General features: G+C 66.9%; 21 protein-coding genes and 1 pseudogene. 9 read left to right on the forward strand and 13 right to left on the reverse strand.

Going from position 1 to position 21,277, the window contains the following annotated elements; genetic code table 11:
• Positions 1-6 precede the first annotated feature (6 nt).
• From ACZ9CK_RS13450 to ACZ9CK_RS13460, 3 genes are read left to right on the forward strand one after another with little or no spacing between them, the layout of a single operon-like run.
• On the forward strand, positions 7-645 hold the full coding sequence (locus ACZ9CK_RS13450) for a Tat pathway signal protein (protein WP_476050184.1): 639 nt from the start codon (positions 7-9) through the stop codon (positions 643-645).
• 2 nt (positions 646-647) lie between these two features.
• The gene (locus ACZ9CK_RS13455) at positions 648-1,856 is read left to right on the forward strand and encodes a glutathionylspermidine synthase family protein (RefSeq protein WP_476050185.1); all 1,209 of its coding nucleotides are present in this window, start codon (positions 648-650) and stop codon (positions 1,854-1,856) included.
• Positions 1,853-3,358, forward strand: a complete 1,506-nt coding sequence (locus ACZ9CK_RS13460) for an APC family permease (protein ID WP_476050186.1) — start codon at positions 1,853-1,855, stop codon at positions 3,356-3,358. Before ACZ9CK_RS13455 ends, ACZ9CK_RS13460 begins: the two co-directional genes overlap by 4 nt.
• Here the strand turns inward: ACZ9CK_RS13460 and ACZ9CK_RS13465 are convergent.
• Both ACZ9CK_RS13465 and ACZ9CK_RS13470 read right to left on the reverse strand, forming a co-directional pair.
• Positions 3,359-4,685: pseudogene (locus tag ACZ9CK_RS13465) on the reverse strand (MFS transporter). It abuts the gene before it with no gap.
• Positions 4,682-5,236: a winged helix-turn-helix transcriptional regulator gene (locus tag ACZ9CK_RS13470; RefSeq protein ID WP_426299253.1), complete on the reverse strand. Its 555-nt coding sequence runs from the start codon at positions 5,234-5,236 to the stop codon at positions 4,682-4,684. Before ACZ9CK_RS13470 ends, ACZ9CK_RS13465 begins: the two are co-directional and overlap by 4 nt.
• 166 nt (positions 5,237-5,402) lie before the next feature.
• Between ACZ9CK_RS13470 and ACZ9CK_RS13475 the strand changes: the two genes are divergently transcribed.
• Positions 5,403-7,553 (forward strand): phosphocholine-specific phospholipase C, encoded by a 2,151-nt coding sequence (locus ACZ9CK_RS13475; RefSeq protein ID WP_476050187.1) that lies wholly within the window; start codon positions 5,403-5,405, stop codon positions 7,551-7,553.
• Positions 7,554-7,647: 94 nt separating this feature from the next.
• Here the strand turns inward: ACZ9CK_RS13475 and ACZ9CK_RS13480 are convergent, their stop codons facing one another.
• The 3 genes from ACZ9CK_RS13480 to ACZ9CK_RS13490 all read right to left on the reverse strand — a co-directional run bounded on the left by ACZ9CK_RS13480 (position 7,648) and on the right by ACZ9CK_RS13490 (position 10,689).
• On the reverse strand, positions 7,648-8,811 hold the full coding sequence (locus tag ACZ9CK_RS13480) for a cystathionine gamma-synthase (RefSeq protein ID WP_476050188.1): 1,164 nt from the start codon (positions 8,809-8,811) through the stop codon (positions 7,648-7,650).
• 21 nt (positions 8,812-8,832) lie between these two features.
• Positions 8,833-10,218, reverse strand: coding sequence for a cystathionine beta-synthase (locus tag ACZ9CK_RS13485; RefSeq protein WP_426299259.1), 1,386 nt, complete (start codon positions 10,216-10,218; stop codon positions 8,833-8,835).
• 78 nt (positions 10,219-10,296) lie between these two features.
• Positions 10,297-10,689: a VOC family protein gene (locus tag ACZ9CK_RS13490; RefSeq protein ID WP_426299261.1), complete on the reverse strand. Its 393-nt coding sequence runs from the start codon at positions 10,687-10,689 to the stop codon at positions 10,297-10,299.
• Between the two features lie 130 nt (positions 10,690-10,819).
• Between ACZ9CK_RS13490 and ACZ9CK_RS13495 the strand changes: the two genes are divergently transcribed.
• Together ACZ9CK_RS13495 and ACZ9CK_RS13500 are read left to right on the forward strand one after the other, a co-directional pair.
• Positions 10,820-11,794, forward strand: a complete 975-nt coding sequence (locus ACZ9CK_RS13495) for a DNA-3-methyladenine glycosylase family protein (RefSeq protein ID WP_426299263.1) — start codon at positions 10,820-10,822, stop codon at positions 11,792-11,794.
• A gap of 20 nt (positions 11,795-11,814) precedes the next feature.
• Entirely contained in the window at positions 11,815-12,093 is a 279-nt protein-coding gene (locus tag ACZ9CK_RS13500; protein WP_426299265.1) for a putative quinol monooxygenase, read from the forward strand.
• A 54-nt stretch (positions 12,094-12,147) separates the two neighbouring features.
• On the opposite strand, the gene trxA is transcribed toward ACZ9CK_RS13500, so the two are convergent.
• Complete coding sequence (gene trxA / locus ACZ9CK_RS13505; protein WP_074591286.1) at positions 12,148-12,519, reverse strand: thioredoxin; 372 nt, start codon at positions 12,517-12,519, stop codon at positions 12,148-12,150.
• Between the two features lie 120 nt (positions 12,520-12,639).
• On the opposite strand from trxA, the gene ACZ9CK_RS13510 reads away from it, so the two are divergent.
• From ACZ9CK_RS13510 to ACZ9CK_RS13520, 3 genes are read left to right on the forward strand one after another with little or no spacing between them, the layout of a single operon-like run.
• Positions 12,640-13,296, forward strand: coding sequence for a TetR/AcrR family transcriptional regulator (locus tag ACZ9CK_RS13510; RefSeq protein WP_426299268.1), 657 nt, complete (start codon positions 12,640-12,642; stop codon positions 13,294-13,296).
• Positions 13,297-13,311: 15 nt separating this feature from the next.
• Positions 13,312-14,286 (forward strand): ABC transporter ATP-binding protein, encoded by a 975-nt coding sequence (locus ACZ9CK_RS13515; RefSeq protein WP_426299270.1) that lies wholly within the window; start codon positions 13,312-13,314, stop codon positions 14,284-14,286.
• The gene (locus ACZ9CK_RS13520; protein ID WP_476050189.1) at positions 14,279-15,079 is read left to right on the forward strand and encodes an ABC transporter permease subunit; all 801 of its coding nucleotides are present in this window, start codon (positions 14,279-14,281) and stop codon (positions 15,077-15,079) included. The genes ACZ9CK_RS13515 and ACZ9CK_RS13520 overlap by 8 nt, the downstream gene beginning before the upstream one ends.
• Positions 15,080-15,112: 33 nt before the next feature.
• On the opposite strand, the gene ACZ9CK_RS13525 is transcribed toward ACZ9CK_RS13520, so the two are convergent.
• The 7 genes from ACZ9CK_RS13525 to ACZ9CK_RS13555 all read right to left on the reverse strand — a co-directional run bounded on the left by ACZ9CK_RS13525 (position 15,113) and on the right by ACZ9CK_RS13555 (position 21,106).
• The gene (locus ACZ9CK_RS13525) at positions 15,113-15,658 is read right to left on the reverse strand and encodes an acyl-CoA thioesterase (RefSeq protein WP_426299274.1); all 546 of its coding nucleotides are present in this window, start codon (positions 15,656-15,658) and stop codon (positions 15,113-15,115) included.
• 82 nt (positions 15,659-15,740) lie between these two features.
• Positions 15,741-16,820 (reverse strand): LacI family DNA-binding transcriptional regulator, encoded by a 1,080-nt coding sequence (locus ACZ9CK_RS13530; protein ID WP_476050190.1) that lies wholly within the window; start codon positions 16,818-16,820, stop codon positions 15,741-15,743.
• 74 nt (positions 16,821-16,894) lie between these two features.
• Positions 16,895-17,725: an HAD family hydrolase gene (locus ACZ9CK_RS13535; RefSeq protein ID WP_426299278.1), complete on the reverse strand. Its 831-nt coding sequence runs from the start codon at positions 17,723-17,725 to the stop codon at positions 16,895-16,897.
• Positions 17,725-18,792 (reverse strand): ABC transporter substrate-binding protein, encoded by a 1,068-nt coding sequence (locus ACZ9CK_RS13540; protein WP_426299280.1) that lies wholly within the window; start codon positions 18,790-18,792, stop codon positions 17,725-17,727. Before ACZ9CK_RS13540 ends, ACZ9CK_RS13535 begins: the two co-directional genes overlap by 1 nt.
• Positions 18,793-18,837: 45 nt before the next feature.
• Positions 18,838-19,596, reverse strand: coding sequence for an ABC transporter permease (locus tag ACZ9CK_RS13545; protein WP_426299282.1), 759 nt, complete (start codon positions 19,594-19,596; stop codon positions 18,838-18,840).
• Positions 19,593-20,345: an ABC transporter permease gene (locus ACZ9CK_RS13550; RefSeq protein ID WP_476050191.1), complete on the reverse strand. Its 753-nt coding sequence runs from the start codon at positions 20,343-20,345 to the stop codon at positions 19,593-19,595. The genes ACZ9CK_RS13545 and ACZ9CK_RS13550 overlap by 4 nt, the downstream gene beginning before the upstream one ends.
• Positions 20,342-21,106 carry an ABC transporter ATP-binding protein gene (locus tag ACZ9CK_RS13555; RefSeq protein ID WP_426299286.1) on the reverse strand — a complete coding sequence of 255 codons (765 nt, stop codon included), beginning with the start codon at positions 21,104-21,106 and terminating at the stop codon, positions 20,342-20,344. Before ACZ9CK_RS13555 ends, ACZ9CK_RS13550 begins: the two co-directional genes overlap by 4 nt.
• Positions 21,107-21,277 lie beyond the last annotated feature (171 nt).

Below are 21,277 nucleotides of genomic sequence, written 5' to 3' on the forward strand. Positions count from 1 at the left end.
GAAAGCATGGACCCGAACAGCAACCCGGCGGACGCCGGCGGCCCGGACGAAGGTCCCGGCAAGGGCCCCGAGAAGGGTCCGGAAGGCAGCCGCGACGGCGGCCGGCCCAAGCCGCCGCCCTGGCAGGTTCCGCAGCCGGAGCTGCGGCCGGAGCTCCAGCAGCCCGACGCCGGGCAGGACGGATCCCTGCGGGAGCCGCCCGCCGTCGTCGACCCCTTCGCCCGCGAACAAGCGAAGCGGGTCGCGGAGGCCGCTCACCGGAAGAAGCGCTCCCAGCGCCGCACCGTGGTGGTCGGACTGGGAGTCACGGCACTGCTCGCCGGGACCATCACGGCGATCGTGGCCAGCCAGGAGAACGACGCCGACTACGCGCAGGTGTGCTTCAACGACGAGACCGGCGAGCGCGTGGAAGATGCCAACTGCGGAAGCTCCGAGGGGAGAAGCTCCGGGATTTACGCCTGGTACTTCTACTCGCGCGGTGCCAACGTGCCGGCCGTCGGCCAGAACCGCAGCGCCTATCCGAACTTCACCCGGACGGTGCCCAGCGGTGCGAAGACCTCCGCCGGGTACAGCACCAAGGGCGGAACGGTGAGCCGCGGCGGCTTCGGCGGAAGCTCCAAGGGCGGCGGAAGCACGGGCGGCTGACGATGAAGAGACTGACCGTTGCCCCGCGCCCGGACTGGAAGCAGAAGATCGAGGAACAGGGCCTGGTGTTTTCCACCACCACCATGCCCGACGGCCGGAAGATCGAGTACTGGAACGAATCGGCGTACTACGAATTCACCATGGACGAGGTGGAAACGCTCGAAAAGACCGCCGAGGACATGCACCTCATGTGCCTGGAGGCGGCAAAGTTCCTGGCCACCGGGGCGATGGGCGGGATCGGCATCGGCCAGCAGGCCCTGGAACTCGCGGCGGAATCGCTGCAGGCCGGGGACATGGACATCTACGGCCGCTTCGATTTCATCTACGACGGCGCCGGCGGGCCCGCCAAGATGCTCGAGTACAACGCCGACACCCCCACCGGGCTGATCGAGGCATCCGTGGCGCAATGGTTCTGGCTGCAGGACGTCTTCCCGGAAAAGGACCAGTGGAACGGCATCCACGAGGCCCTCATCCGGCAATGGAAGAAGCTGCAGTACCGCACCGGCATGAGCACCCTGCACGTGGCGCATTCGGAGGCCGAGGAGTCCGGCGAGGACTGGATGACGGCGGCCTATATGCGCGACGTCGCCAGCCAGGGCGGCTGGACGACGATCGGCATCAACATGTCGGACATCGGCTGGGACCCGAACCTGAACCGCTTCGTGGACCTGGACAACTTCATGATCAGCACCATGTTCAAGCTGTACCCGTGGGAGCTGATGATGAAGGAGCCGTTCGGCCACCGCCTGCTGCAACGGGCCCACAACCCGCGCTGGGTGGAACCGGCGTGGAAGATGCTGCTCTCCAACAAGGCGCTGCTCGCGGCCCTGTGGCACCTCTATCCCGGCCACGAAAACCTCCTCCCGGCCTACCTCGGTGACCCGGGACCGCTGACGGAATGGGTGGCGAAACCCCTGCACGGGCGCGAAGGCGACAACATCCGGATCCATGCGCCCGGCGTCGAGGTCGACCAGCCCGGCAAGTACGGCCGCGAAGGCTGGTGCTTCCAGCAGTACCAGCAGCTGCCGGACTTCGACGGCAACCACCCCGTCCTTGGCCTGTGGGTGGTGGACGGGGAATCGGTGGGCTGCGGCATCCGCGAATCGGACGGGCCCGTCACCGACTACTTCTGCCGCTTCGTGCCCAACACCATCGACGCACCGGCGCCGACCATCGCGTCCGCCACCTCAGCGAACGGAGCCGCCCTGTGAGCATGGAAACCTCGACGTCGTCCGGCCAGCCGCAGCCCGGCGGCACCGTCCCGGGCAAAGGGCTGCGGGCAGGGATCCTTGACCTCGGCGATTCGGTGATGCTCGGCCTGGCTTCGACGGCGCCGGTCTACTCGCTCGCGGCAACGCTGGGGCTGATTGTCGCCGTCAACGGGGACTACACTCCCCTGATCCTCGTGCTTGGCTTCATCCCGGTGTTGTTCATCGCCTACGCCTTCCGGGAACTCAATAGCGCCATGCCGGACTGCGGCACCACCTTCGTGTGGGCCCGGAAGACCTTCGGCCCCTGGGCCGGCTGGCTGGGCGGCTGGGGCGTGGCCCTGGCCGGCACGGTGGTCCTGGCGAACCTCGCCCAGGTGGCCGGGCAATATCTGTGGCTCCTGGTGGGCGACGGGTCCCTGGCCGGCAACACCTGGCTGGTGACCGGCACGGGCGTGGCGTTCATCGCCCTGATGACCTTCGTGAACCACCGCGGCATCCGGCTGGGGGAACATGTCCAGCGCACCCTGACCTACGTGCAGTACATCTCGCTGGGCATCTTCGCCCTGGCGCTCATGATCGGCATCGCCAACGGCGGGGCCGGCAACGGCACGCCCTTCACCGTCGAATGGTTCAACCCCGCGGGGGCCTTCGCGGATCCCGGTGCCGTGGTGCACGGCGCCTTGCTGGCGCTCTTCATCTACTGGGGCTGGGACACCTGCCTGGCCCTGAACGAGGAGACGGAGAACCCTGCGAAGACTCCCGGCCGGGGTGCCGTGATTTCGGCCTTCGTCCTGGTGGCGATCTACGTGTCCGTGGCCCTGCTGGTGATGATGTACGCCGGTTCCGGCGCCGAAGGGATCGGGCTGGGGAACAGCGCGAACGAATCCGATGTGTTCCTGGCCATGAAAGACGTGGTGCTGGGGCCCTGGGGCTGGCTGATCGTCGTCGCTGTCCTGGCCTCGGTGTTGTCCTCCACCCAGACCACCATCCTGCCCACGGCGCGCGGCACCCTGTCCATGGGCGTCCACGGTGCCCTGCCGCCGCGCTTCGGGAAGGTCCACCCGCGCTACCGGACCCCCGGCTTCTCCACCCAACTCATGGGTGGCGCCGCCGTCGTGTACTACGTCGCCATGACCTTCCTCAGCGAGAACCTGCTGGCCGATTCAATCAGTTCGATCAGCCTGTTCATCGCCTTCTACTACGCCCTCAGCGGCTTCGCTTGCGTCTGGTACTTCCGCGGCACCCTGCGCGACTCCGTCCGGAACCTGTGGTTCCGCGGGATCCTGCCGCTGCTGGGCGCCGTGATGCTGGGCGCGGCGTTCTTCATCTCGGCGGTGCAGATGTGGGACCCGGATTACGGGGACACCAGGATCTTCGGGGTGGGCGGCGCCTTCGTGAGCGGCGTGGTGCTGCTGCTCACGGGCGTGGTCCTCGCCGTCGTGTGCCGCTTCCTGCCGTCCACCAGGGCGTACTTCGCGGCGAAAACAGTTCCGGCGAAATAGTCAGGCCGTTACCGGCACGGCTTCCTTGTGTGCGGCGTCCTTGCGGATCGTGGCGCTGATGACCGCGGCCACGGTGCACATCGCGGCGGCCCCGATCCACGCGTAGGTATAGTGCCCGGTGGCGTCCCGGACGAATCCGGCTGCCACGGCCGCGGCTGCCGCACCCAGCTGGTGGGCGGCGAAAACCCAGCCGAACACCACCGAGCCGTCTGCCCCGAACACCCGGCGGCAGATCGCGGCGGTGGGCGGCACCGTGGCCACCCAGTCCAGCCCGTAGACCACCACGAACACGATCATGCTCGGTTCCACCGTGGAGCCCAGCAGCAGCGGCAGAACCAGCAGGCCGATCCCGCGGAACTGGTAGTACACGGCCAGCAGGACCTTCGGGTTTGAAGCGGTCCGTCAGCCAGCCCGAGGCGATGGTGCCCACGATGTCGAAGATCCCGACGACGGCGAGCAGCCCGGCCGCGGTCGTCTCCGGCATGCCGTGGTCGTGGGCCGAGGGGATGAAGTGGGTGCCGATCAGGCCGTTCGTCGTCGCCCCGCAGATCGCGAAGCCGGCGGCAAGGCCCCAGAACGTGCGCACCTTGCTGGCGCGCTTCAGGACCTGCAGCGCCCGGACGGCGGCGTTCGGGGAATCGCCGGCGGCCGCCGTCGTCGCCGGTTCGGCCGCCTCGGTTTCCTCGGCACCGTAGGGGCGGGCGCCGACGTCGGCAGGCGAGTTCCGCAACCAGCGCAGCACCAGCGGGACGACGGCGAGCGCGCCGGCAGCGATCAGCAGCGAAGCCCCGCGCCAGCCGGGGCTCTGGGCAAGGGCGGCGATGAACGGAAGGAACACCAGCTGCCCGGCGGCGCTGCCGGCCGTGAGGATGCCGATCACGAGGCCGCGGCGCTTGGCGAACCAGGTGTTGGCGATGGTCGCGGCGAAGACGAGTGCCATGGACCCGGTGCCCAGGCCGATTAGCAGCCCCCAGGTGAGCAGGATCTGCCAGGACTGGTTCACGAAGACAGTCAGGGCCGAGCCGAGGCCGATCAGGCACAGGGCTATCGAGGTCACGGCGCGGATGCCGAAGCGTTCCATGAGGGCGGCGGCGAAGGGCGCGGTGAGCCCGAACAGCACCAGGTTGAGGCTGACAGCAAGGGACAGGACCGTGGTGGACCAACCGAATTCGGCCTGCAGCGGGACCATGAGCACGCCGGGTGCGGCCCGGAAGCCGGCGGCGCCCACCAGGGCGAGGAACGCGACGGCGGCCACGAACCATGCAGGGTGCAGGCGGCTGCGCCGGGACTTGCCGCTGCGTACCTTGGTGACGTCGGGAGCGGTCATGCGGGGATCTCCGTTTCGGGGGACGCGGATTCTGCGGGGAAGGTTCCCGCGGGGAAGGTTTCTGCGGGCGCTGTGGCGAGTGGCATCGGATGGTCGCTGCGCTTGAAGCTGTGCCAGCTCGTGTTTGCGGCGGTCAGCGGCACGCCGCAGTGACTGCAGGTATCGGCGGAGGAGGTTGGCCGCCCGCAGTCGGTGTGGATGACCCGCATGTGGGAGACCTCGTTGGGCGCATCCAGGTGTTTTTCGGCCCAGATGATGATCGCGTTGAGCACGGGCAGGGAGTCCTCGCCCTTGGGTGTGAGGACGTACTCCTGCCGGGTGCGGCTCCCGTCCTGATAGGGGCGCTGCGCCAGCAGTCCGGCGTCCGTCAGCCAGCCGAGGCGCTTGCTCAGGACGGTGTCCGCTATTTCGAGGCGCTGCTTGATGGCATCGAAGCGGCCGTTGCCGAAGAAGACCTCCCGCAGGACCAGGCTCCCCCACGGATCGCCAAGCACGTCCAAGCCCCGGGCGAGGCTGCATGTGCGCGCGGACCAGTCGGATCGAAGAGGCATGGCTCGATCGTAGCTGGCTTTCTTCAAGCAAGCCAGCTTTGGGCGGAACACACAACCCTCCAGCGTCCGGGCGGTTGCCGGCCAATGCACCCGAAATACACCAAGGATTCACCCGGAGCGTCTACTTTGGTGGGGCTGGACCTTATCTACGAAAGGCAATCCGATTATGGCAACGCATGACCCCGAGATGATGAAACGTTCAACCTCAGACACAGGCGAACAGCTCCCGGGCTTCTCCCGCCGCGGCTTCCTGGGCGCCACGGCAGCAGCAACGGCGCTAGCAGCCGCCGGCTCCCTGCTGCCGCCCTCCGTGCAGGCCGCCATGGCCAAGCCTGTGGCGCCGGGAAGCCTGCAGTCCATCAAGCACGTCATCATCCTGATGCAGGAGAACCGTTCCTTCGACCACTACTTCGGCTCCCTGCGCGGTGTCCGCGGTTACGGCGACAAGTCGCTGACCCGGCTGCCCAACGGCAAGTCGATGTTCGAACAGCCGCGCGCCACCGGCGAAACCGTGCTGCCGTTCTCGCTCCGCAAGGCCGCGGAGCTGGCCGGCCGCCCGGATTCGGACATCCAGTACCTGGGCGACCTGGACCACTCCTTCAACGGCACTACCACCGCCTGGAACAACGGCTGGTGCGACAAGTGGATCCCTGCCAAGAGCGCCTCCACCATGACCTTCTACGAACGCTCCGACATCCCGCTGCAGTACGAGCTCGCGGACACCTTCACCATCTGCGACGCCTACCACTGCTCGGTCAACGGCTCCACCAACCCCAACCGCAACTACCTCTGGAGCGGCACCACCGGCACCGAAAAGGCCACCGGCAAGCGCGCCGTCACCAATGCCGCCTACAGCTACGACCACGCCGGCTACGACTGGACCACTTACCCGGAACGGCTGGAGCAGGCCGGTGTGTCCTGGCAGATCTACCAGGACTGGGACAACTTCACCGACAACGCGGTCGAATACTTCGACACCTTCAAGGAGATCGGCCACAAGATGCTGGCCGCCGTCGACGGGGACCTGCGCACCACGGAGCAGTTCTACGACTCGCTCCACGGCAAGACCCCGGCTGAACAGGACCGGCTCCTCGCCCAGCTTGAAGCCGGCCGCGCACTGCTCAGCGATTCCGAGAAGCTCCTCTTCGACAAGGCCATGCGCCGCGGCCGGCCGGATACCCTCCTGGAACGCCTGGCCGCGGACATCGACGGCGGCACCCTGCCGAAGGTCAGCTGGCTGGTCCCCTCGGCGGCCGACTCCGAGCACCCCGGCGCCTCCACCCCGGTGGGCAGCGCCAACTTCGTCTACCGCCTCCTGGACATCGTGGCCAGCAGGCAGGAAACCTGGGACAGCACCGCGATCTTCCTCAACTTCGACGAGAACGACGGCTACTTCGACCACGTCCCGCCGCCCGTGCAGCCCCGCCCGGCCTCCGGCGAATCCACCGACTGGACCACGGCCCGGCCCATCGGCCTCGGCCCGCGCGTGCCCATGACCGTCGTCTCGCCGTGGACGATCGGCGGCTATGTCAGCTCCGAGGTCTTCGACCACACCTCCGTGATCCGCTTCCTGGAGGCTTGGACCGGCGTGCAGGAGCCGAACATCTCCGCCTGGCGCCGCGAAGTCTGCGGCGACCTCACCGGTGTCTTCAACTTCGCCGCCGCAGGCACGCCGCCGGTGCTGGACCACCCGGGCCCGGTTCCCGCGAAGATCAGCCGCTGGCGCCCGGTTCCGCCGGCCGTGCAAGTGGCGCCGATCCAGGAGGACGGTACCCGCCCGGCCCGCCCCCTGCCGTACCGGCCCGCGGCCTCCGCTGCCGTGGGCGCCGACGGCGTCGCCCTATCCCTGCGCAACGGGGGCACCCGCTCCGCGCACTTTGCCGTGTACGGCTACGCGGGCGAGCTCGCTGAACCGCTGCACGCGGACGTGAAAGGCGCCCGGCTCGTCACGCTCCCGGCGCCGTCCGGCAGTTTCGACCTGATCGTCACCGGACCCAACCGCTACCAGTACGAACTGAAGGGCTCGACGGCGGGCGCCGCGGCCGGCGTCGACGTCTCCGTCGTCGCGCGCGAGGGCAGTGATGTGGTGCTGGATCTGCGCAACACCGGCTCCAAGACCGTAACGCTGCGGCTCGCCTCCCTGCAGTACAGGGAGTTCAGTGCCCAGGTGAAACTCAAGCCCGGCGGTTCAAAGATCCTGGCCTGGGAGACCCTGAAGGGTTGGTACGACATCGAGGTCACCGCGATCGAGGACGCCAGCTTCCGGCGCCGGCTCACCGGCTGCGAGGAAAACGGCAAGCCGGGCATCTCCGGCTAAGCCTTCCTGGCCCGTTCCCGAGCTGTTGAAAACAGCACGGCCGCGGCACACCGTGGTTCCGGGTGCCGCGGCCGTTCTGCTCTATGGGATCGCGTCAGCCTTCAATCGCGGCGAACGCCTGCTCGAGGTCCGCGATCAGGTCCTCCACGTCCTCGATGCCGCAGGAAAGGCGCAGCAGGTTGACCGGTACGGCCAGTTCGGTGCCCTTCACGGAGGCGTGAGTCATCTCGGAGGGGTAGTTCATCAGGGACTCGATGCCGCCCAGGGACTCGGCGAGGGTGAACACGCGCGTGGCTTCGGCCACCTTGCGCGCCGCGGCCTCGCCGCCCTTGAACTGCACCGAGACCATGCCGCCGAACTTCTTCATCTGCTTCTTGGCGAGCTCGTGGCCGGGGTGGTCCGGCAGGCCCGGGTACAGCACGGCCTCCACTTCGGGGCGCTGCAGCAACCATTCGGCCACGGCCTGCGCATTCTCGCTGTGCCGGTCCATGCGCACGCCGAGGGTCTTCAGGCCGCGGGTGGTCAGGAAAGCGTCCATCGGGCCGGACACCGCGCCGACGGCGAACTGCACGAAGCCGATCTTCTCCGCCAGCTCCGCGTCGTTGACGACGACGGCGCCGCCCACCACGTCGGAGTGCCCGCCGATGTACTTCGTGGTGGAGTGGACCACGACGTCGGCACCCAGGGCGAGCGGGTTCTGCAGGTACGGGGACGCGAAGGTGTTGTCGACCACCAGTAGGGCTCCGGCGTCGTGCGCGACGGCGGCGAGCGCCTCGATGTCGGTGATCCGCATCATCGGGTTGGACGGGGTCTCCACCCACACGATCCGGGTGTTGTTCGCAGCCACCGCGGCGGCCACGGCCTCGAGATCGGACATGTCCACCGGAGTGTTGCCGATGCCCCACTCACCCAGCACGCGGTTGATGAGCCGGTAGCTTCCGCCGTAGGCGTCGTTGCCGAGCACGATGTGGTCCCCGGGCCGTGCGACGGCTCGGATCAGGGAGTCCTCGGCGGCCAGGCCGGAGCCGAAGCTGAAGGCATGGCTGCCGCCTTCCAGCGCGGCGAGCTGTTCCTGCAGGGAGTCGCGGGTAGGGTTGCCGCCGCGGCCGTATTCGTAGCCGTCGCGCAGCCCGCCGATGCCGTCCTGGGCATAGGTGGAGCTGAAGTGCAGCGGCGGCACCACGGCACCGGTGCGGGGCTCGAAGTCCTGGCCGGCGTGGACGGCGCGGGTGTTGAAACCTGCTTCATGGGCAGACATGGGTACTCCTCGTGTGGGAAATCAGTGGCTCAGGTAGGCGAGCAGGTCGTGGCGGGTCAGGATGCCCACAGGGGCGCCGACGAAGGTCACCATCACGGTGTCCACGTCGGAGAGCAGTTCGCGTGCGGCGGAAATGGTCTCGAGCGAGCCGATCACCGGCAGGGGCTCCCCCATGTGTTCGGAGATCTTGTCCGTCAGTTTCGCCTCGCCGCGGAACAGCTTGGTGGTCAGCGAGCGCTCGTCCACCGCGCCCAGCACTTCGCCCATCACCACGGGCGGTTCCGCCGACAGGACGGGGATGTGGGAGACGCCGAACTCGTTCATGATGTTGATGACGTCGCGCACGGTTTCGTTGGGGTGGATGTGGACCAGGTTCGGCATCTCGCCCGTCTTGGACTTGAGGACCTCGCCCACGGAGGCCTCCTCGCCGCCCGAGAGGAAGCCGTAGGAGCGCATCCACTGGTCGTTGAAGATCTTGGCCAGGTAGCCGCGGCCGGAGTCCGGCAGGATCACGACGACGACGGCGTCCTCGGGAAGGTCCTTGGCCACCTTGAGCGCAGCTACCACGGCCATGCCCGAGGAGCCGCCGACCAGCAGGCCTTCCTCACGGGCCAGGCGGCGGGTCATGGCGAAGGAATCGCCGTCGCTGACCGCGATGACGTCGTCGGGGACGGTCTTGTCGTAGTTGTCCGGCCACATGTCCTCGCCGACGCCTTCAACGAAGTACGGCCGGCCGGTTCCGCCCGAGTAGACCGAACCTTCGGGGTCCGCGCCGATCACCTTGACCCGGCCGCCGTCGGACTCCGGGCGGTCCGCGGAGATTTCCTTGAGGTAGCGGCCGGTGCCGGTGATGGTGCCGCCGGTGCCGGCGCCGATCACCACGTGGGTGACCAAGCCGTCGGTGTCGCGCCAGATTTCCGGGCCGGTGGATTCATAGTGGCTGCCCGGTGCGGCGGGGTTGGAGAACTGGTCCGGCTTGTAGGCGCCGGGGATTTCGGTGACCAGCCGGTCCGAGACCCCGTAGTAGCTTTGCGGGCTGTCCGGGGCCACGGAGGTGGGGGTCACCACCACTTCGGCCCCGTAGGCCTGCAGCACGGCGCGCTTGTCCTCGCCCACCTTGTCCGGAACCACGAAGATGCACTTGTAGCCCTTCTGCTGCGCCACCAGCGCCAGGCCCACACCGGTGTTGCCGGAGGTGGGCTCCACGATGGTGCCGCCCGGCTTGAGCTTGCCGGTGCGCTCGGCTTCCTCGATCATCTTCACGGCGATCCGGTCCTTGATGGATCCCCCGGGGTTGATGTACTCGAGTTTCACCAGGACGGTGGCCTTGATGCCCTCGGTGACGTGGTTGAGCTTGATGAGCGGCGTATTGCCAATGAGGTCCAGAACGGACTCGGCGTACTTCATGGGTACAAAGTTACCGCGTCGGCAAGGAAGCCCGGGCTTGGACCTGCCCGGGCTTCCTGCGGCTACTTGCTCGAGGGGTCACTTCCCCGCGGAGTCGTCCGTCTGCCAGAGGCCCAGGATGTTTCCCTCGGTGTCCTTGAAGTAGGCGTACCAGCCCATTCCCGGCACCGCGTCCTTGCCCTTGTGGACCGTCCCGCCCGCGGACTCGACCTGCGCCAGGGCGGCGTCGATGTCCTCTACGTCGACGGTGAGGACGGGGGTCTGCAGCTCCTCCGAGCGCGTGAACAGGGCTCCGTTGATGACGCCCGGCGAGTTGGGCATTCCGGTTTGTTCATCAGAGGGCGTAGTGAGGGCGATGGTGTAATCCAACTCAGGCATGTAGTTGAGCGTCCAGCCGAACGCCCCTTGGTAGAAGTTGTTGGCCCGCTCGGAGTCTTCGGCGGGAATTTCGAAATGTACTACTCCACCCATTGCGTTCTCCTGGATACGTTTTCGGGATAGGCGCGGGCGCCCGCGCCCCACGGGGAGTCTAGCCGCGTGTTTTGCGCCGCGTAAGGGCCCGCGGAAACATACCGTCGGCGCCCCGTGGGACCATGGATCCATGACCATCGCCAGCGCCCCTGCCGCCGCGGCCGCGGCGGACGCCTCCTTGCGCTGGCATCCGGGCGGGCCGTTCAGCCTCCTGCAGAGCCTGGGAATCCTCATGCGCGGCAACGGCGATCCGTCCTTCGCCAATCGTCCGGACGGGCTCTGGATGGCGTTCACGACACCGGACGGCCCCGCCACCCTGCGGCTCACCGCCGTCTCCGGCCCGGACTGCTGGGTCGACGCCCAGGCGTGGGGCCCCGGCGCCGGATCCGCGATCGCCGGGGTGCCGCGGCTGCTGGGCCGGGACGACGACTGGTCCGGTTTCGACGAGCCGGAGTTCCAGGCGGGACTCCCCCGCCTGGTAGTTGGGGCCCGACGCCGGAACCCAGGCCTGCGCCTGCCTGCCACCGGGCGGGTGGTCGACTCCCTCGTGCCCACCATCCTGGAGCAGAAGGTCACCACCATCGAGGCCCGCCGCGGCTACCGCTACCTCATGTACCGCTACGGAAGCCCGGCTCCGGACGCAGGCCGCCACGCGCCGTCGGGCCTTCTTGTCGCCCCCACCGCGGCGCAGTGGCTGGGCATCCCGTCCTGGGAATGGCACAAAGCGGGCGTCGGTCCGCAACGTTCGGCCACGGTGATGCGGGCGCTGCGCTCGGCCGCCGGGCTGGAACGGCTGGCATCGTTGGACGCCGCGGAGGCCGGGGCGAAGCTGCAGACCATCCCGGGCATCGGCATCTGGACGGCGGCGGAGGTGCTGCAACGTACCCACGGCTGCCCGGACTCGATCGCGGTGGGCGACTACCATCTGGCGGCCTTTGTCGGCTACGCCCTCACCGGGAGGAAGACGGACGACGCCGGCATGCTCGCCCTGATGGAGCCGTGGCGCGGGCACCGGCAAAGGGTGGTCCGGATGCTGGGGCTGAGCGGTTTCCGGAAGCCCGCGTTCGGCCCGCGGATGACCATCCAGGACCACCGCGGCCACTGAATCCCGGTAAGGTGAAGGCCATGAGTGCACCCATTGACCTGCAGGCAACCTTCATTCCCAACGACGGCGAATTCTTCCGTGTGAAGCTCGCCCTGGACATCGCCATCGACGAGGTCGTGAACGAACCGGGCTGCATCCGCTATGAACTGACCGAAGCCACCGAGGAGAGGCTGGTCCTCACCGAACAGTGGGCTTCGGAAGAAGACCTGGAGAAGCATTCCAAGGGCATCGCCGTACAGGACCTCAACGAATCCCTCAGCGCGCTGCTGGCCGAGCCGGTCAAGGTCGAGCGCCTCTAGTCGTTAACCAAGAATGGCCGCCCCCTGTGCAAGGGGGCGGCCATTGGCGCTTAACTAGGAGTTTTCGGCGCGCATCTTCGCCACGTGCGCGTGGACCTCTTCCATGTCCAGGCCCTTGACGGCTTCGATGACCTGCTCCAGCTGCGGCCCGTTCAGGGCACCGGGCTGGGAGAACACCAGCACCTTTTCGCGGAAGGCCATGAGCGTGGGGATCGAGGAGATTCCGGCCTCGGCGGCAAGCTGCTGCTCGGCCTCGGTGTCCACCTTGGCGAAGAAAACGTCAGTGTGTTTCTCCGAGGCGGCCTTGAACGTTGGGGCGAACTGGCGGCAAGGTCCGCACCATTCGGCCCAGAAATCGACCAGGACAATATCGTTGCCCTCAATGGTTGCTGCGAACTGTTCACCGGTGATGTCAACTGTAGCCATGCTCCCACGGTACGCGAGACGGGCGCAGGCGTCGCCCCTGTTCGCTACCCGGCGAAGCGGGAATAAAAGCCCGACGGCGGCCCCTTGCCAGCCATTGAACAACTGTTTAGTGTATTAAACATGCGTTCAGCTGCTGAGGATCTCAGCACCCGCGCCCGCATCCGGGACGCGGCCATCGTCCTGTTCGGCAGGGACGGTTTCGCGCGCACCACCATCCGCGGGGTCGCCGCCGAATCGGGCGTGAGCCCGGGCCTGGTGATCCACCACTTCGGCAGCAAGGACGGCCTCCGCGAAGCCTGCGACCGGCATGTCATCGCCGAAACCGGGGAACAGGGGCTCCGCAAGGCCCACCCCGAATCCGCCGGCCGTCAGATCCAGGACTACCTGGCCGATCCCGGCCAGTACGCCACGGAAATCGCCTACATCCGGCAGTCCCTCGGCGACGACTCGGAGGCCGGCCATGCCTTCTTCGCCGCGATCGTCCAACAAACCAAGGCAATCATCGAGGCCGGGATTGCCGCCGGCACCATCCGTGCCTTCGAAGATGTCGACGCCACCGCCGTCGTGGTGGCCAGCAACAGCCTGGCCATGCTGGTACTCGGCAAGAACGCCGCCCGCGTCCTGGGCACCAGCGAACTCGGCGCGGACATGCTGCGTTCCCTCACCCTCCCGGCCTTGGACCTGTACACCCACGGCTTCTATACGGACACACGCTTCCTCGATGCTGCCCGCACGGCGCTGCAGGCGCCATCCGGCAGCACCGGAACCTCAGGCTGAAGGAAAGGGGAAACCATGGAATCGGCAATCACGGTCGAGGGCCTGCGGAAAAGCTTCGGGTCCCGCGAGGTCCTTCACGGGATCGACTTCCAGGTGCAGGCCGGGACGGTTTTCGGCGTCATCGGTCCGAACGGCGCAGGCAAGACCACCACCATGCGCTGCCTGCTGGATATCATCCGGCCCAGCGCGGGCACCCTGCGCGTACTCGGCCAGGACCCGCGCCACGGCGGCCCGGGCCTGCGCCGGCGCATCGGATACCTGCCCGGCGAACTCACCCTGGAGGCCAGGGTCACCGGCCGGCGGCTCCTTGACCACTACGAGGCGGTCAGCGGCCCCGTGCGCCCGGGCCGGATCGACGAACTCGCCGAACGCCTCAATCTTGACCTCGACCGGCACACACGCAAGCTGTCCAAGGGCAACAAGCAGAAACTCGGCCTCATCCAGGCCTTCATGCACGAACCCGAACTCCTGGTCCTGGACGAACCGACCAGCGGCCTCGATCCCCTGGTCCAGCAGGAATTCCTGGCCATGGTCCAGGAAGCCCGCGACCGTGGACAGACGGTGTTCCTCAGCTCCCACGTGCTGAGCGAAGTGCAGCAGGCCGCGGACGAAGTGGCCATACTGCGGGACGGCCGGATCGTCACTGTCGCCACCGTCGACGCCCTGCGCGAAAGCGCGGTGCGGCACCTGCGGTTCACGGCGAGCGGAATAACAGCCAACGACGCCGGCGCGCTGCTGGGCCGGGTGCCCGGCGTCGGCGGCGTCGAGGTACTCACGGCGGGAGACGGCGTCGAACTGACGGCGGTGCTGGAAGGCAGCATCGGGCCGCTCGTGCAGGCGCTCGCCGGACTGCAGCTGACCGACCTCGTCCTCGAGGAACCTGACCTGGAGGAATCTGTGCTCAGGCTATACGGCAACAACGGCAACGGCCGCCGCGGCAATGGGTCGCGCCGGCGCGAACCGCAGGAGGAAGGAAGCAGCCATGCGTAGTCCCATGCCGCTTTTCAGGCGGGCCTTCGTGGATTCCTGGCGCTCCACCCTGGGCTGGGCGGCAGGACTCGGCGCGGCAATCGCGCTCTACCTGCCCATCTACCCGTCCATCGGCGGTAGCGCGCAGATGCAGGAGATGATCAACGCCCTGCCGCCGGAGATGACCAAGGCCCTGAACTACGACCAGATCGCCTCCGGCCCCGGATACACCCAGGCCACGGTGTTCGGACTCATCGGCTTCCTGCTCATGACCATCGCCACAGTGTCCTGGGGCGCGTCCGCGGTGGGCGGCGACGAGGAATCGGGCCAGCTCGAGCTCACCCTCGCCCACGGCGTCACCCGCGTTCAGCTGGTGCTGGAGCGCGCCCTCGCCATGGCGTTGCGGGTGGTGCTGCTGGCGGTCCTCGTCTTCGTGCTGATCCTGGCTCTGAACGATTCGGCGCAGCTGTCGATCGACTCCATGCACCTGTTTGGCGCCGCCGTCGAGTTTGCCGGCCTGGCCTTGCTGAGCGGCACGGCTGCCCTGTTTGTCGGCGCCCTGAGCGGACGGAAAGCCTACGCCCTGGCGGCCGGCGCCGCCGTCGGGGTGCTGGGCTATGTGTTCAATGCGGTCGGGCGGCAGAGCCCGGACCTGGACTGGCTCCTCGATTTCTCGCCCTACCACTGGGCCTACGGCAACTCCCCGGTGGCGAACGGGGCCGACTGGGCCTCGGCCGGCTGGCTGTGGGGCATCTCCGCGGGGTTGGTGCTGTTGAGCGCCGTGGCGCTGCAGCGGCGGGACGTCGGCAACTGAAGTCATCCCGACGTCGGGAGTTCCGTTGGGAGCCTAGCTCCAGAAGTGCGGGGCGGGCTTGCGGGCGCCGGGAAGGGCGTTGTTCTCCCGCCATTCGTGGATCCACTCCGGCAGGTCCAGCGACGCCGGCGGGGCGCCGAATTCGGCGAGGATGTCTTCCTGGCTCACGGGCCGGCCTTTGTCCACCAGCCGGGTGGCGATGTGGGCGCGGGCGTAGATCTCGCCGCCGGCGACCATGCGCTGTTCGAAGTAGATCGCTTTGGAATCGAGGCCGATGATCCGGGACTCGATGGTGTAGCTCTGCCATAGCTGGAGGGACTTACGGAAGGCGATGGTCTCGCCGGAAACGACGGGCGTCCAGCCGCGGCGACGCATCCTGTCCCAGATGCCGGCCCGCACCATGAGGTCGAAACGCCCCAGGTCCATCAGCGAGAAATACATGCCGTTGTTGACGTGCATCGCAATGTCGATGTCAGTGGGCAGGACCCGCAGGGGAAGGGAGGATTCGTCCCACACGCTCAGGCGGCTCCGCCGGGAAGACGTGAAAAGCAACAGGAGGGTTCGTAGAAGCAGATGCATGCCACAATGCTACTCGCCAGTAACATTGTGGGGCCAAGGCCCTCCGCCAGCGCCCGTGGAACCGGAAAGGAACCAGGCAAGCCTAGGCGCAGCCGCAGCTGCCGCGGACGATCATCCTGACCGGAAGGACCACAGACTCGTTTTCCGTTGTCTCGCCTGAGCTTCGGGCAATGAGCATGTCCGCAGCCAGCTGGCCCATGTCCCCCATCGGCTGCCGGATTGTGGTGATGCCCGGGGTGGACACCGCACCCGCAACTACTCCATCGAACCCCGTCACCGCGACATCCTCCGGTACGGACACCCCCAGGGCGGTCAGGGCGTCGATCACTTCGAGGGCCACGAGGTCCGAAGCGCAGACAAACGCCTGGGGAAACAATCCGGCGTCGCGCAGTTCAGCCAGATCGCGGGCGATCGTTGCAGGCGCGTGGTCCAGGTCATCCCTCAGCGGCAACCCGCTGCCCTCCAGGACCTTGTTGAAAGCGGTCCGGCGTTCCTCGCTGTCCGCATTGGACGCCGACGAGACGAAAACGAAGTCGCCCATGCCATGCTCGGTCATCAGGTGCCCGGCGATCATGCCCATCCCTGAGGCGACGTTGTCGGCAGTGATGTGGCAGTAGGCCCCGCCATCGCCCCCGGGGGCGAATTCGACCACCGGGATCCGACGCGAAACGTGTGCCAGGGTGTCGGCGGAGAGCCGGCGCGGAAAAACAGCCACGCCGTCGACGCGTCCGGCGATCTCGTTGATGATGTTCTCACCGAATTCGTCCTTCCGCCCGCCAAGAATGAGTTCAAAGCCTCGGCGCCAGCACTGCATTTCGAATCCACGCTGGACTTCGTCCAGGTAGACCGGGAACAAACGGAAGTCGTCGTATGGCTCGCCTTGGAGCAGGTGGCTTGCGGGGAGTGGCTGGCCTGCCGGTGCCCGCCGGTCGGTAGCGTTCCACATGAAGTCGTAGGCGAACAGGCCAAGGGACCCGGTACGACCGCGGGCCAGGCTCCTGGCGCTGGCGTTGGGAACGTAGCCAAGCAGTTTTGCGGCGGCCAGGACAGCCTCGCGGGTGGATTCCTTGACACGGCCCGGGTTCCGGAAGGTGAAGGAAACCGTCGCGGTGGATACGCCCGCGGCAGCTGCGACGTCGTAAACCGTCGGGCTCTTGGTCATCGTGTTACTGGCTCCGTTGTCTTGACAGTCTGAAATGCATATTACCGGGCACCGGCGAAGCACGGCTCCCCCGGCTACAAGCGCGCAAGGCCTGCCGCCACGCCGTCGTCGTGGATCGAGGGAAGCACGGCAGACGCAGCGGCACGAACGTCGCCGGGCGCCTGGCCCAGGGCGAAACCGTGACCGCTGGCGCCCGCCCAGCGCAGCATCTCGATGTCGTTGCGGCCGTCGCCGAAGACGACGACGCCGGAGGGCTCGACGCCGAGGCGGTGCCTGACGTGTTCCAGTGCGGTGGCCTTGTTCACGCCTTGGGGAGCGAGGTCCAGATAGGACGTCCGCCCGATCGAGTAGGCCGCGTGGTCCAGGCCGAGGCCGGCCATGATGGCGAAGAATTCTTCCGTTCCGGTTTCGGGTGCAGCCACTACAACGCGCGTCGCCTGCCCGCCCAGGAGTTCCTCAAAACGGACTCTGCGCGCATTGGGGTCCGCGCCGGTTTCGCCCGCCAGCCCCGGCAGCGCCTCCGTATAAAGGAAAGTCCCGTGCTCGTCCTCCACCGCATACAGTGCATCCGGCAGGCAAGCCCGCAAGGTGTGGAGTGCATCGGTGGGGTCGTACGTCGCCACGGAGTCCTTGCGGTAGTTCCCGTCTGCGGAGGCGTCACGGCGGATGGTGATGGCTCCGTTGCAGCACACGGCATATTCCGGAGTGATGCCGAGCCGGTCCAGGATCCCGACCACGCTCGCGACGGGGCGTCCCGTCGCGAGCGTGATCTCATCGCCACCTGCGGCGATCCTTCGGATCTGTTCGACCACCGCCGCACTGATCCGGCCGTCGTCGTGCATGATCGTTCCGTCGACGTCGAGCGCGACGAGGCGCCGGCGGGAGGGCGCAGGTGCGATGGCCATTAGAGGGTGGTCTTGCCGTCAAAGGCCTTGGCCAGGTAGGACAGGTCCACGATTCCCTTCACGCTGGCCGGGACGGGGGCCTGGCCGGATGCCTTCATGGCGGGGAGCATCTTGGACTCCAGCAGGGCCGTGTCCATGTTGAGCACGCCCTTCGACTTGGTGAGGGCGCTCTGGATCAGCGGGGCTTGGAGCTCGTTCTGGCGGATCTGCTGCTTAAGGTCCAGGCCGAGGTCCGCGCCGTACTTCTCGACGCACAGCTTGGCTGCGATGGACGGGTCGGCGATGTTGTCCTGCCAGCCCCGGATGCTGGCGCGCAGGAACTTGACGATCGCTTCCTCGTTGGCGCTTGCGAACTTGCCGGTGGTGACAATGACGTCCGCGTAGGAGGGAAGGCCCAGTTCGCTGTAGGTGACGGTTACGTAGTCCTTGTCCTTGACGAGACCGAACTGGGTCTCGAGGGTGGTGGGCTGGTTTGTCACATAACAGGTGTAGGCATCGCCTTGTCCGTCAACGAGCGGCGAGGGGTCGAAGCCGGCGGGGACCAGCTTGTAGCCGGCCTTGGGCAGGCCGGCGAGTTCCATGATGGCGTCAAGGTAGGGCTGGGTTCCGCCCTGGCCGAGCACCTTGGCGCCCACCAGGTCCTTGGGAGTCCTGACAGGCTTCTTGCTCAGGCTAACGATGCCGCCCGGGCTGTCTTGGAAGACCGCGCCCAGGATCTTGAGATCGTTGCCCTTCGCCGCCGCGACGATCGTGTCGCCCATGGACGGCGCAAGACCGATTTCCGCGTTGCCGGCAGCGAGGCTTTGGGCGACCGACGGTGCGTTGGCGCCGCCGGGGAGGAACTCGATCTCAAGGCCCTCCTCTTTGTAGTAGCCGCGGTCGTCGGCGATGAAGTAGCCGCCGAACTCAACGTTGGATACCCAGCCAAGGGTGATCCGGAGCTTGGTGGCCGACGCCGGGGATGACGCCGCGGGACTGCAGGATGTCAGGGCGCCGGCCGTGGCGAGCGCGCCGAAACCGAGGCCGGCGCCGAGGAGGCTGCGGCGTGAAAACGTGGGGCTGTTCATGGTGGAGCTCCTGTTCGAACGGGTGTGGAGTGATTTCGGAGGGAATTACTTGAAGTGCACGGCGACGCGGTCTTCGAGCCGTTTGGTGAGGGCGAAGACGATGATCGACACGATGGATGTGATGCAGGCGATCGCCCACACGGTCACGGTGTCGCTGCGGACGATCGAATCGGTGATGAGTTGTCCGAGGCCGCCGATGGAAAGCAGGTATTGCGCGAGGATCACTGCCCCGATTGAGAAGGGCGCAGTCATCCGGACGGCGGCAAGCAGGCCCGGAACGGCCTGTGGAATGAGCAACCGGAGCAGGGTGTTCCAGCGGCCGGCACCGAGGGCCCGGAACACATCCTCGGAAGAGCCGTTCACTTGCCTTAACCGGCCAAGGACCAGGACAAAAGTGGGAAAGAAGGACAGCAGCATGACGATCACGATGACCGTGATTTCGTTGTAGCCGACCAACCTGCCGATCACGGGAAGCATGGCCACCACCGGCACGGCCTGCAGGACGCTCGTGGTGGGGGTGATGAGCCCGTCAAGGATGGACGAATACCAGACCAGGATCGCCAGGATGCAACCGACGGTGAGCCCAAGCAACGTGCCGGGAACGGCGAGCGCTACCGTGACGAGGGTGGGTTCGGCGAACTTGGCAAGGTTGTTGAACACATAGGACGCAACACCGAACGGCCTGGGCAGCAGCAGGTCCGTGTAACCGTTGAGGTCGGCGACGAGTTCCCAGATCACAAGCAGCGCCAGGATGGGCCAGCCCAGTGTGAGGATGCGCGCCGGGAGGGACGTTTCCTTGGTCATGAGAACCTCCGTCCGACCATCTTCTGGATGGCCGCCATGGCGTAAAAGGCGAGCAGCGAAACCAGCGCCGCCGTCAGCGCGACGACGAACAGCAGTTTCACTTGGAAGTTCTGCATCGAGCTGATCATCAGGACGCCGAGTCCCATCGGGGCCCCGAACCATTCACCCAGCACCGCGCCGAGGACGGCGCCGGAACCGGCGAGGGTCAGGCCGCCAAGCAAGCTGGGCACGGCACTGGGGAGGCTGAGCCGGATGACCTGTTGCAGCCTCGAGGACCCGGAGACCTTGAAGAAGTCCGCGTGCGCCGGGGAGACGGCCAGCAGTCCGGACGCGGTCGCCACGAACATCGCGAACCCCGAGCCGAGGGCTGCGGTAAGCACCGACATCCCCTGCGGTCCGACCAGCGCGATCAGCAGCGGCGCGAGCGCCACGAGCGGGATGGTGTTGAGGATCGACGCCGTCTGGTCCAATCCGGCCCGGAGCACCGGAAGGAGGAAACCAAGGAAGCCGACGGCCATGCCGACGACGGAACCGATGACCAGTCCCGTTCCTGCCGACGCCAGCGTGGCGCCGAGGGAACGGAACAGCAGCGCCCTGCTCAGCTTGTTGCCCAGGACCGAGGAAATAGCGTCAGTGGGGGCGGGCCAGGCCTTTCCGGCGAGCCCCAGCCTGCCGATGATCTCCGCCGCAAGGATCAAGATCAGGGCGCCAAGTATTCCAAGAACGATCTTCTTCTTGCCGGGGCTCATGAGGCGTCCAGCATCCGGGTCAGGCGGTCCACCACGTGGTGGAATTCATCGGTGCGTTCCAGTCCTTCCGTGCGGGCGGTATCAAAGGACAGCACCTCCTCGTGGCGTATCCGACCGGGATTGGCGGCAAGAACGACCACGCGCTGGGCGAGGAAGACGGCTTCTTCGACATCATGGGTAACGAGAACCGTAGTGGTGCGCTCCTCGGCCCAGATCCGGGCAAGTTCCAGGTTCATCTTGCGCCGCGTCACGGCGTCGAGGGCGCCGAACGGTTCATCAAGCAGAAGCACTTCCGGCTTCAGGACCAGGGAACGGGCAATCGAGGCGCGTTGCCTCATGCCGCCCGAAAGCTGCCGGGGAAAAGCATCGCGAAACCGTGCCAGTCCGACCAGTTCCAGGAGTTCCCCGATGCGTGTTTCGTCCACCGGGCGCTTGGCCAACTGGTAGGGAAGAGCGACGTTCTGAAAAACGGTGAGCCAGGGAAGCAGCGCATGGTCCTGGAACGCGACACCCAGCCTGTGCCCGTTGACGAGTTCCTGGGGTTCTAGCCCGTTGACGGCGAGTTCGCCTGCCGTGGGCTGTTCCAGGCCGGCGACCATCCGGAGAATGGTCGACTTCCCGCACCCGGACGGGCCCAGCAAGGCAAGGAATTCGCCTTGCGCGACGTTGAGCGTGACGTCTTTGAGGGCGGTGAATGTGTTGTTCTTCTCCAAGGAGAAAGTCTTTTCAACGCGGTCGAGCGATATGCCTGATGCACTCATGACCGGTCCCTTTCGATTGCACCGCAATTGCTGCGGTTCGGGCGGATTGTTCTTGGTTGGCGCGGCCGGCAGCCCGATGGGCCTTCGGCAACTCATTTGTTACGCGCTTAGATTTACTTCCAAAAAATATGGCCACAGGGCCAACTGGTTTAAGCCTAGGTGGCGGTTGTT

The organism is Arthrobacter sp. TE26545, assembly GCF_056279005.1.

Bases quoted from the DNA above. Each gene is read 5' to 3' on its own strand.
- ACZ9CK_RS13520 (WP_476050189.1), top strand. From the start codon at position 14,279: ATGCGTAGTCCCATGCCGCTTTTCAGGCGGGCCTTCGTGGATTCCTGG.
- ACZ9CK_RS13555 (WP_426299286.1), bottom strand. From the start codon at position 21,106: ATGAGTGCATCAGGCATATCGCTCGACCGCGTTGAAAAGACTTTCTCC.
- ACZ9CK_RS13470 (WP_426299253.1), bottom strand. From the start codon at position 5,236: ATGCCTCTTCGATCCGACTGGTCCGCGCGCACATGCAGCCTCGCCCGG.
- ACZ9CK_RS13495 (WP_426299263.1), top strand. From the start codon at position 10,820: ATGACCATCGCCAGCGCCCCTGCCGCCGCGGCCGCGGCGGACGCCTCC.
- ACZ9CK_RS13510 (WP_426299268.1), top strand. From the start codon at position 12,640: ATGCGTTCAGCTGCTGAGGATCTCAGCACCCGCGCCCGCATCCGGGAC.
- ACZ9CK_RS13515 (WP_426299270.1), top strand. From the start codon at position 13,312: ATGGAATCGGCAATCACGGTCGAGGGCCTGCGGAAAAGCTTCGGGTCC.
- ACZ9CK_RS13535 (WP_426299278.1), bottom strand. From the start codon at position 17,725: ATGGCCATCGCACCTGCGCCCTCCCGCCGGCGCCTCGTCGCGCTCGAC.
- ACZ9CK_RS13540 (WP_426299280.1), bottom strand. From the start codon at position 18,792: ATGAACAGCCCCACGTTTTCACGCCGCAGCCTCCTCGGCGCCGGCCTC.
- ACZ9CK_RS13480 (WP_476050188.1), bottom strand. From the start codon at position 8,811: ATGTCTGCCCATGAAGCAGGTTTCAACACCCGCGCCGTCCACGCCGGC.
- ACZ9CK_RS13530 (WP_476050190.1), bottom strand. From the start codon at position 16,820: ATGACCAAGAGCCCGACGGTTTACGACGTCGCAGCTGCCGCGGGCGTA.
- ACZ9CK_RS13525 (WP_426299274.1), bottom strand. From the start codon at position 15,658: ATGCATCTGCTTCTACGAACCCTCCTGTTGCTTTTCACGTCTTCCCGG.
- trxA (WP_074591286.1), bottom strand. From the start codon at position 12,519: ATGGCTACAGTTGACATCACCGGTGAACAGTTCGCAGCAACCATTGAG.
- ACZ9CK_RS13475 (WP_476050187.1), top strand. From the start codon at position 5,403: ATGGCAACGCATGACCCCGAGATGATGAAACGTTCAACCTCAGACACA.
- ACZ9CK_RS13450 (WP_476050184.1), top strand. From the start codon at position 7: ATGGACCCGAACAGCAACCCGGCGGACGCCGGCGGCCCGGACGAAGGT.
- ACZ9CK_RS13455 (WP_476050185.1), top strand. From the start codon at position 648: ATGAAGAGACTGACCGTTGCCCCGCGCCCGGACTGGAAGCAGAAGATC.
- ACZ9CK_RS13545 (WP_426299282.1), bottom strand. From the start codon at position 19,596: ATGACCAAGGAAACGTCCCTCCCGGCGCGCATCCTCACACTGGGCTGG.
- ACZ9CK_RS13500 (WP_426299265.1), top strand. From the start codon at position 11,815: ATGAGTGCACCCATTGACCTGCAGGCAACCTTCATTCCCAACGACGGC.
- ACZ9CK_RS13485 (WP_426299259.1), bottom strand. From the start codon at position 10,218: ATGAAGTACGCCGAGTCCGTTCTGGACCTCATTGGCAATACGCCGCTC.
- ACZ9CK_RS13550 (WP_476050191.1), bottom strand. From the start codon at position 20,345: ATGAGCCCCGGCAAGAAGAAGATCGTTCTTGGAATACTTGGCGCCCTG.
- ACZ9CK_RS13490 (WP_426299261.1), bottom strand. From the start codon at position 10,689: ATGGGTGGAGTAGTACATTTCGAAATTCCCGCCGAAGACTCCGAGCGG.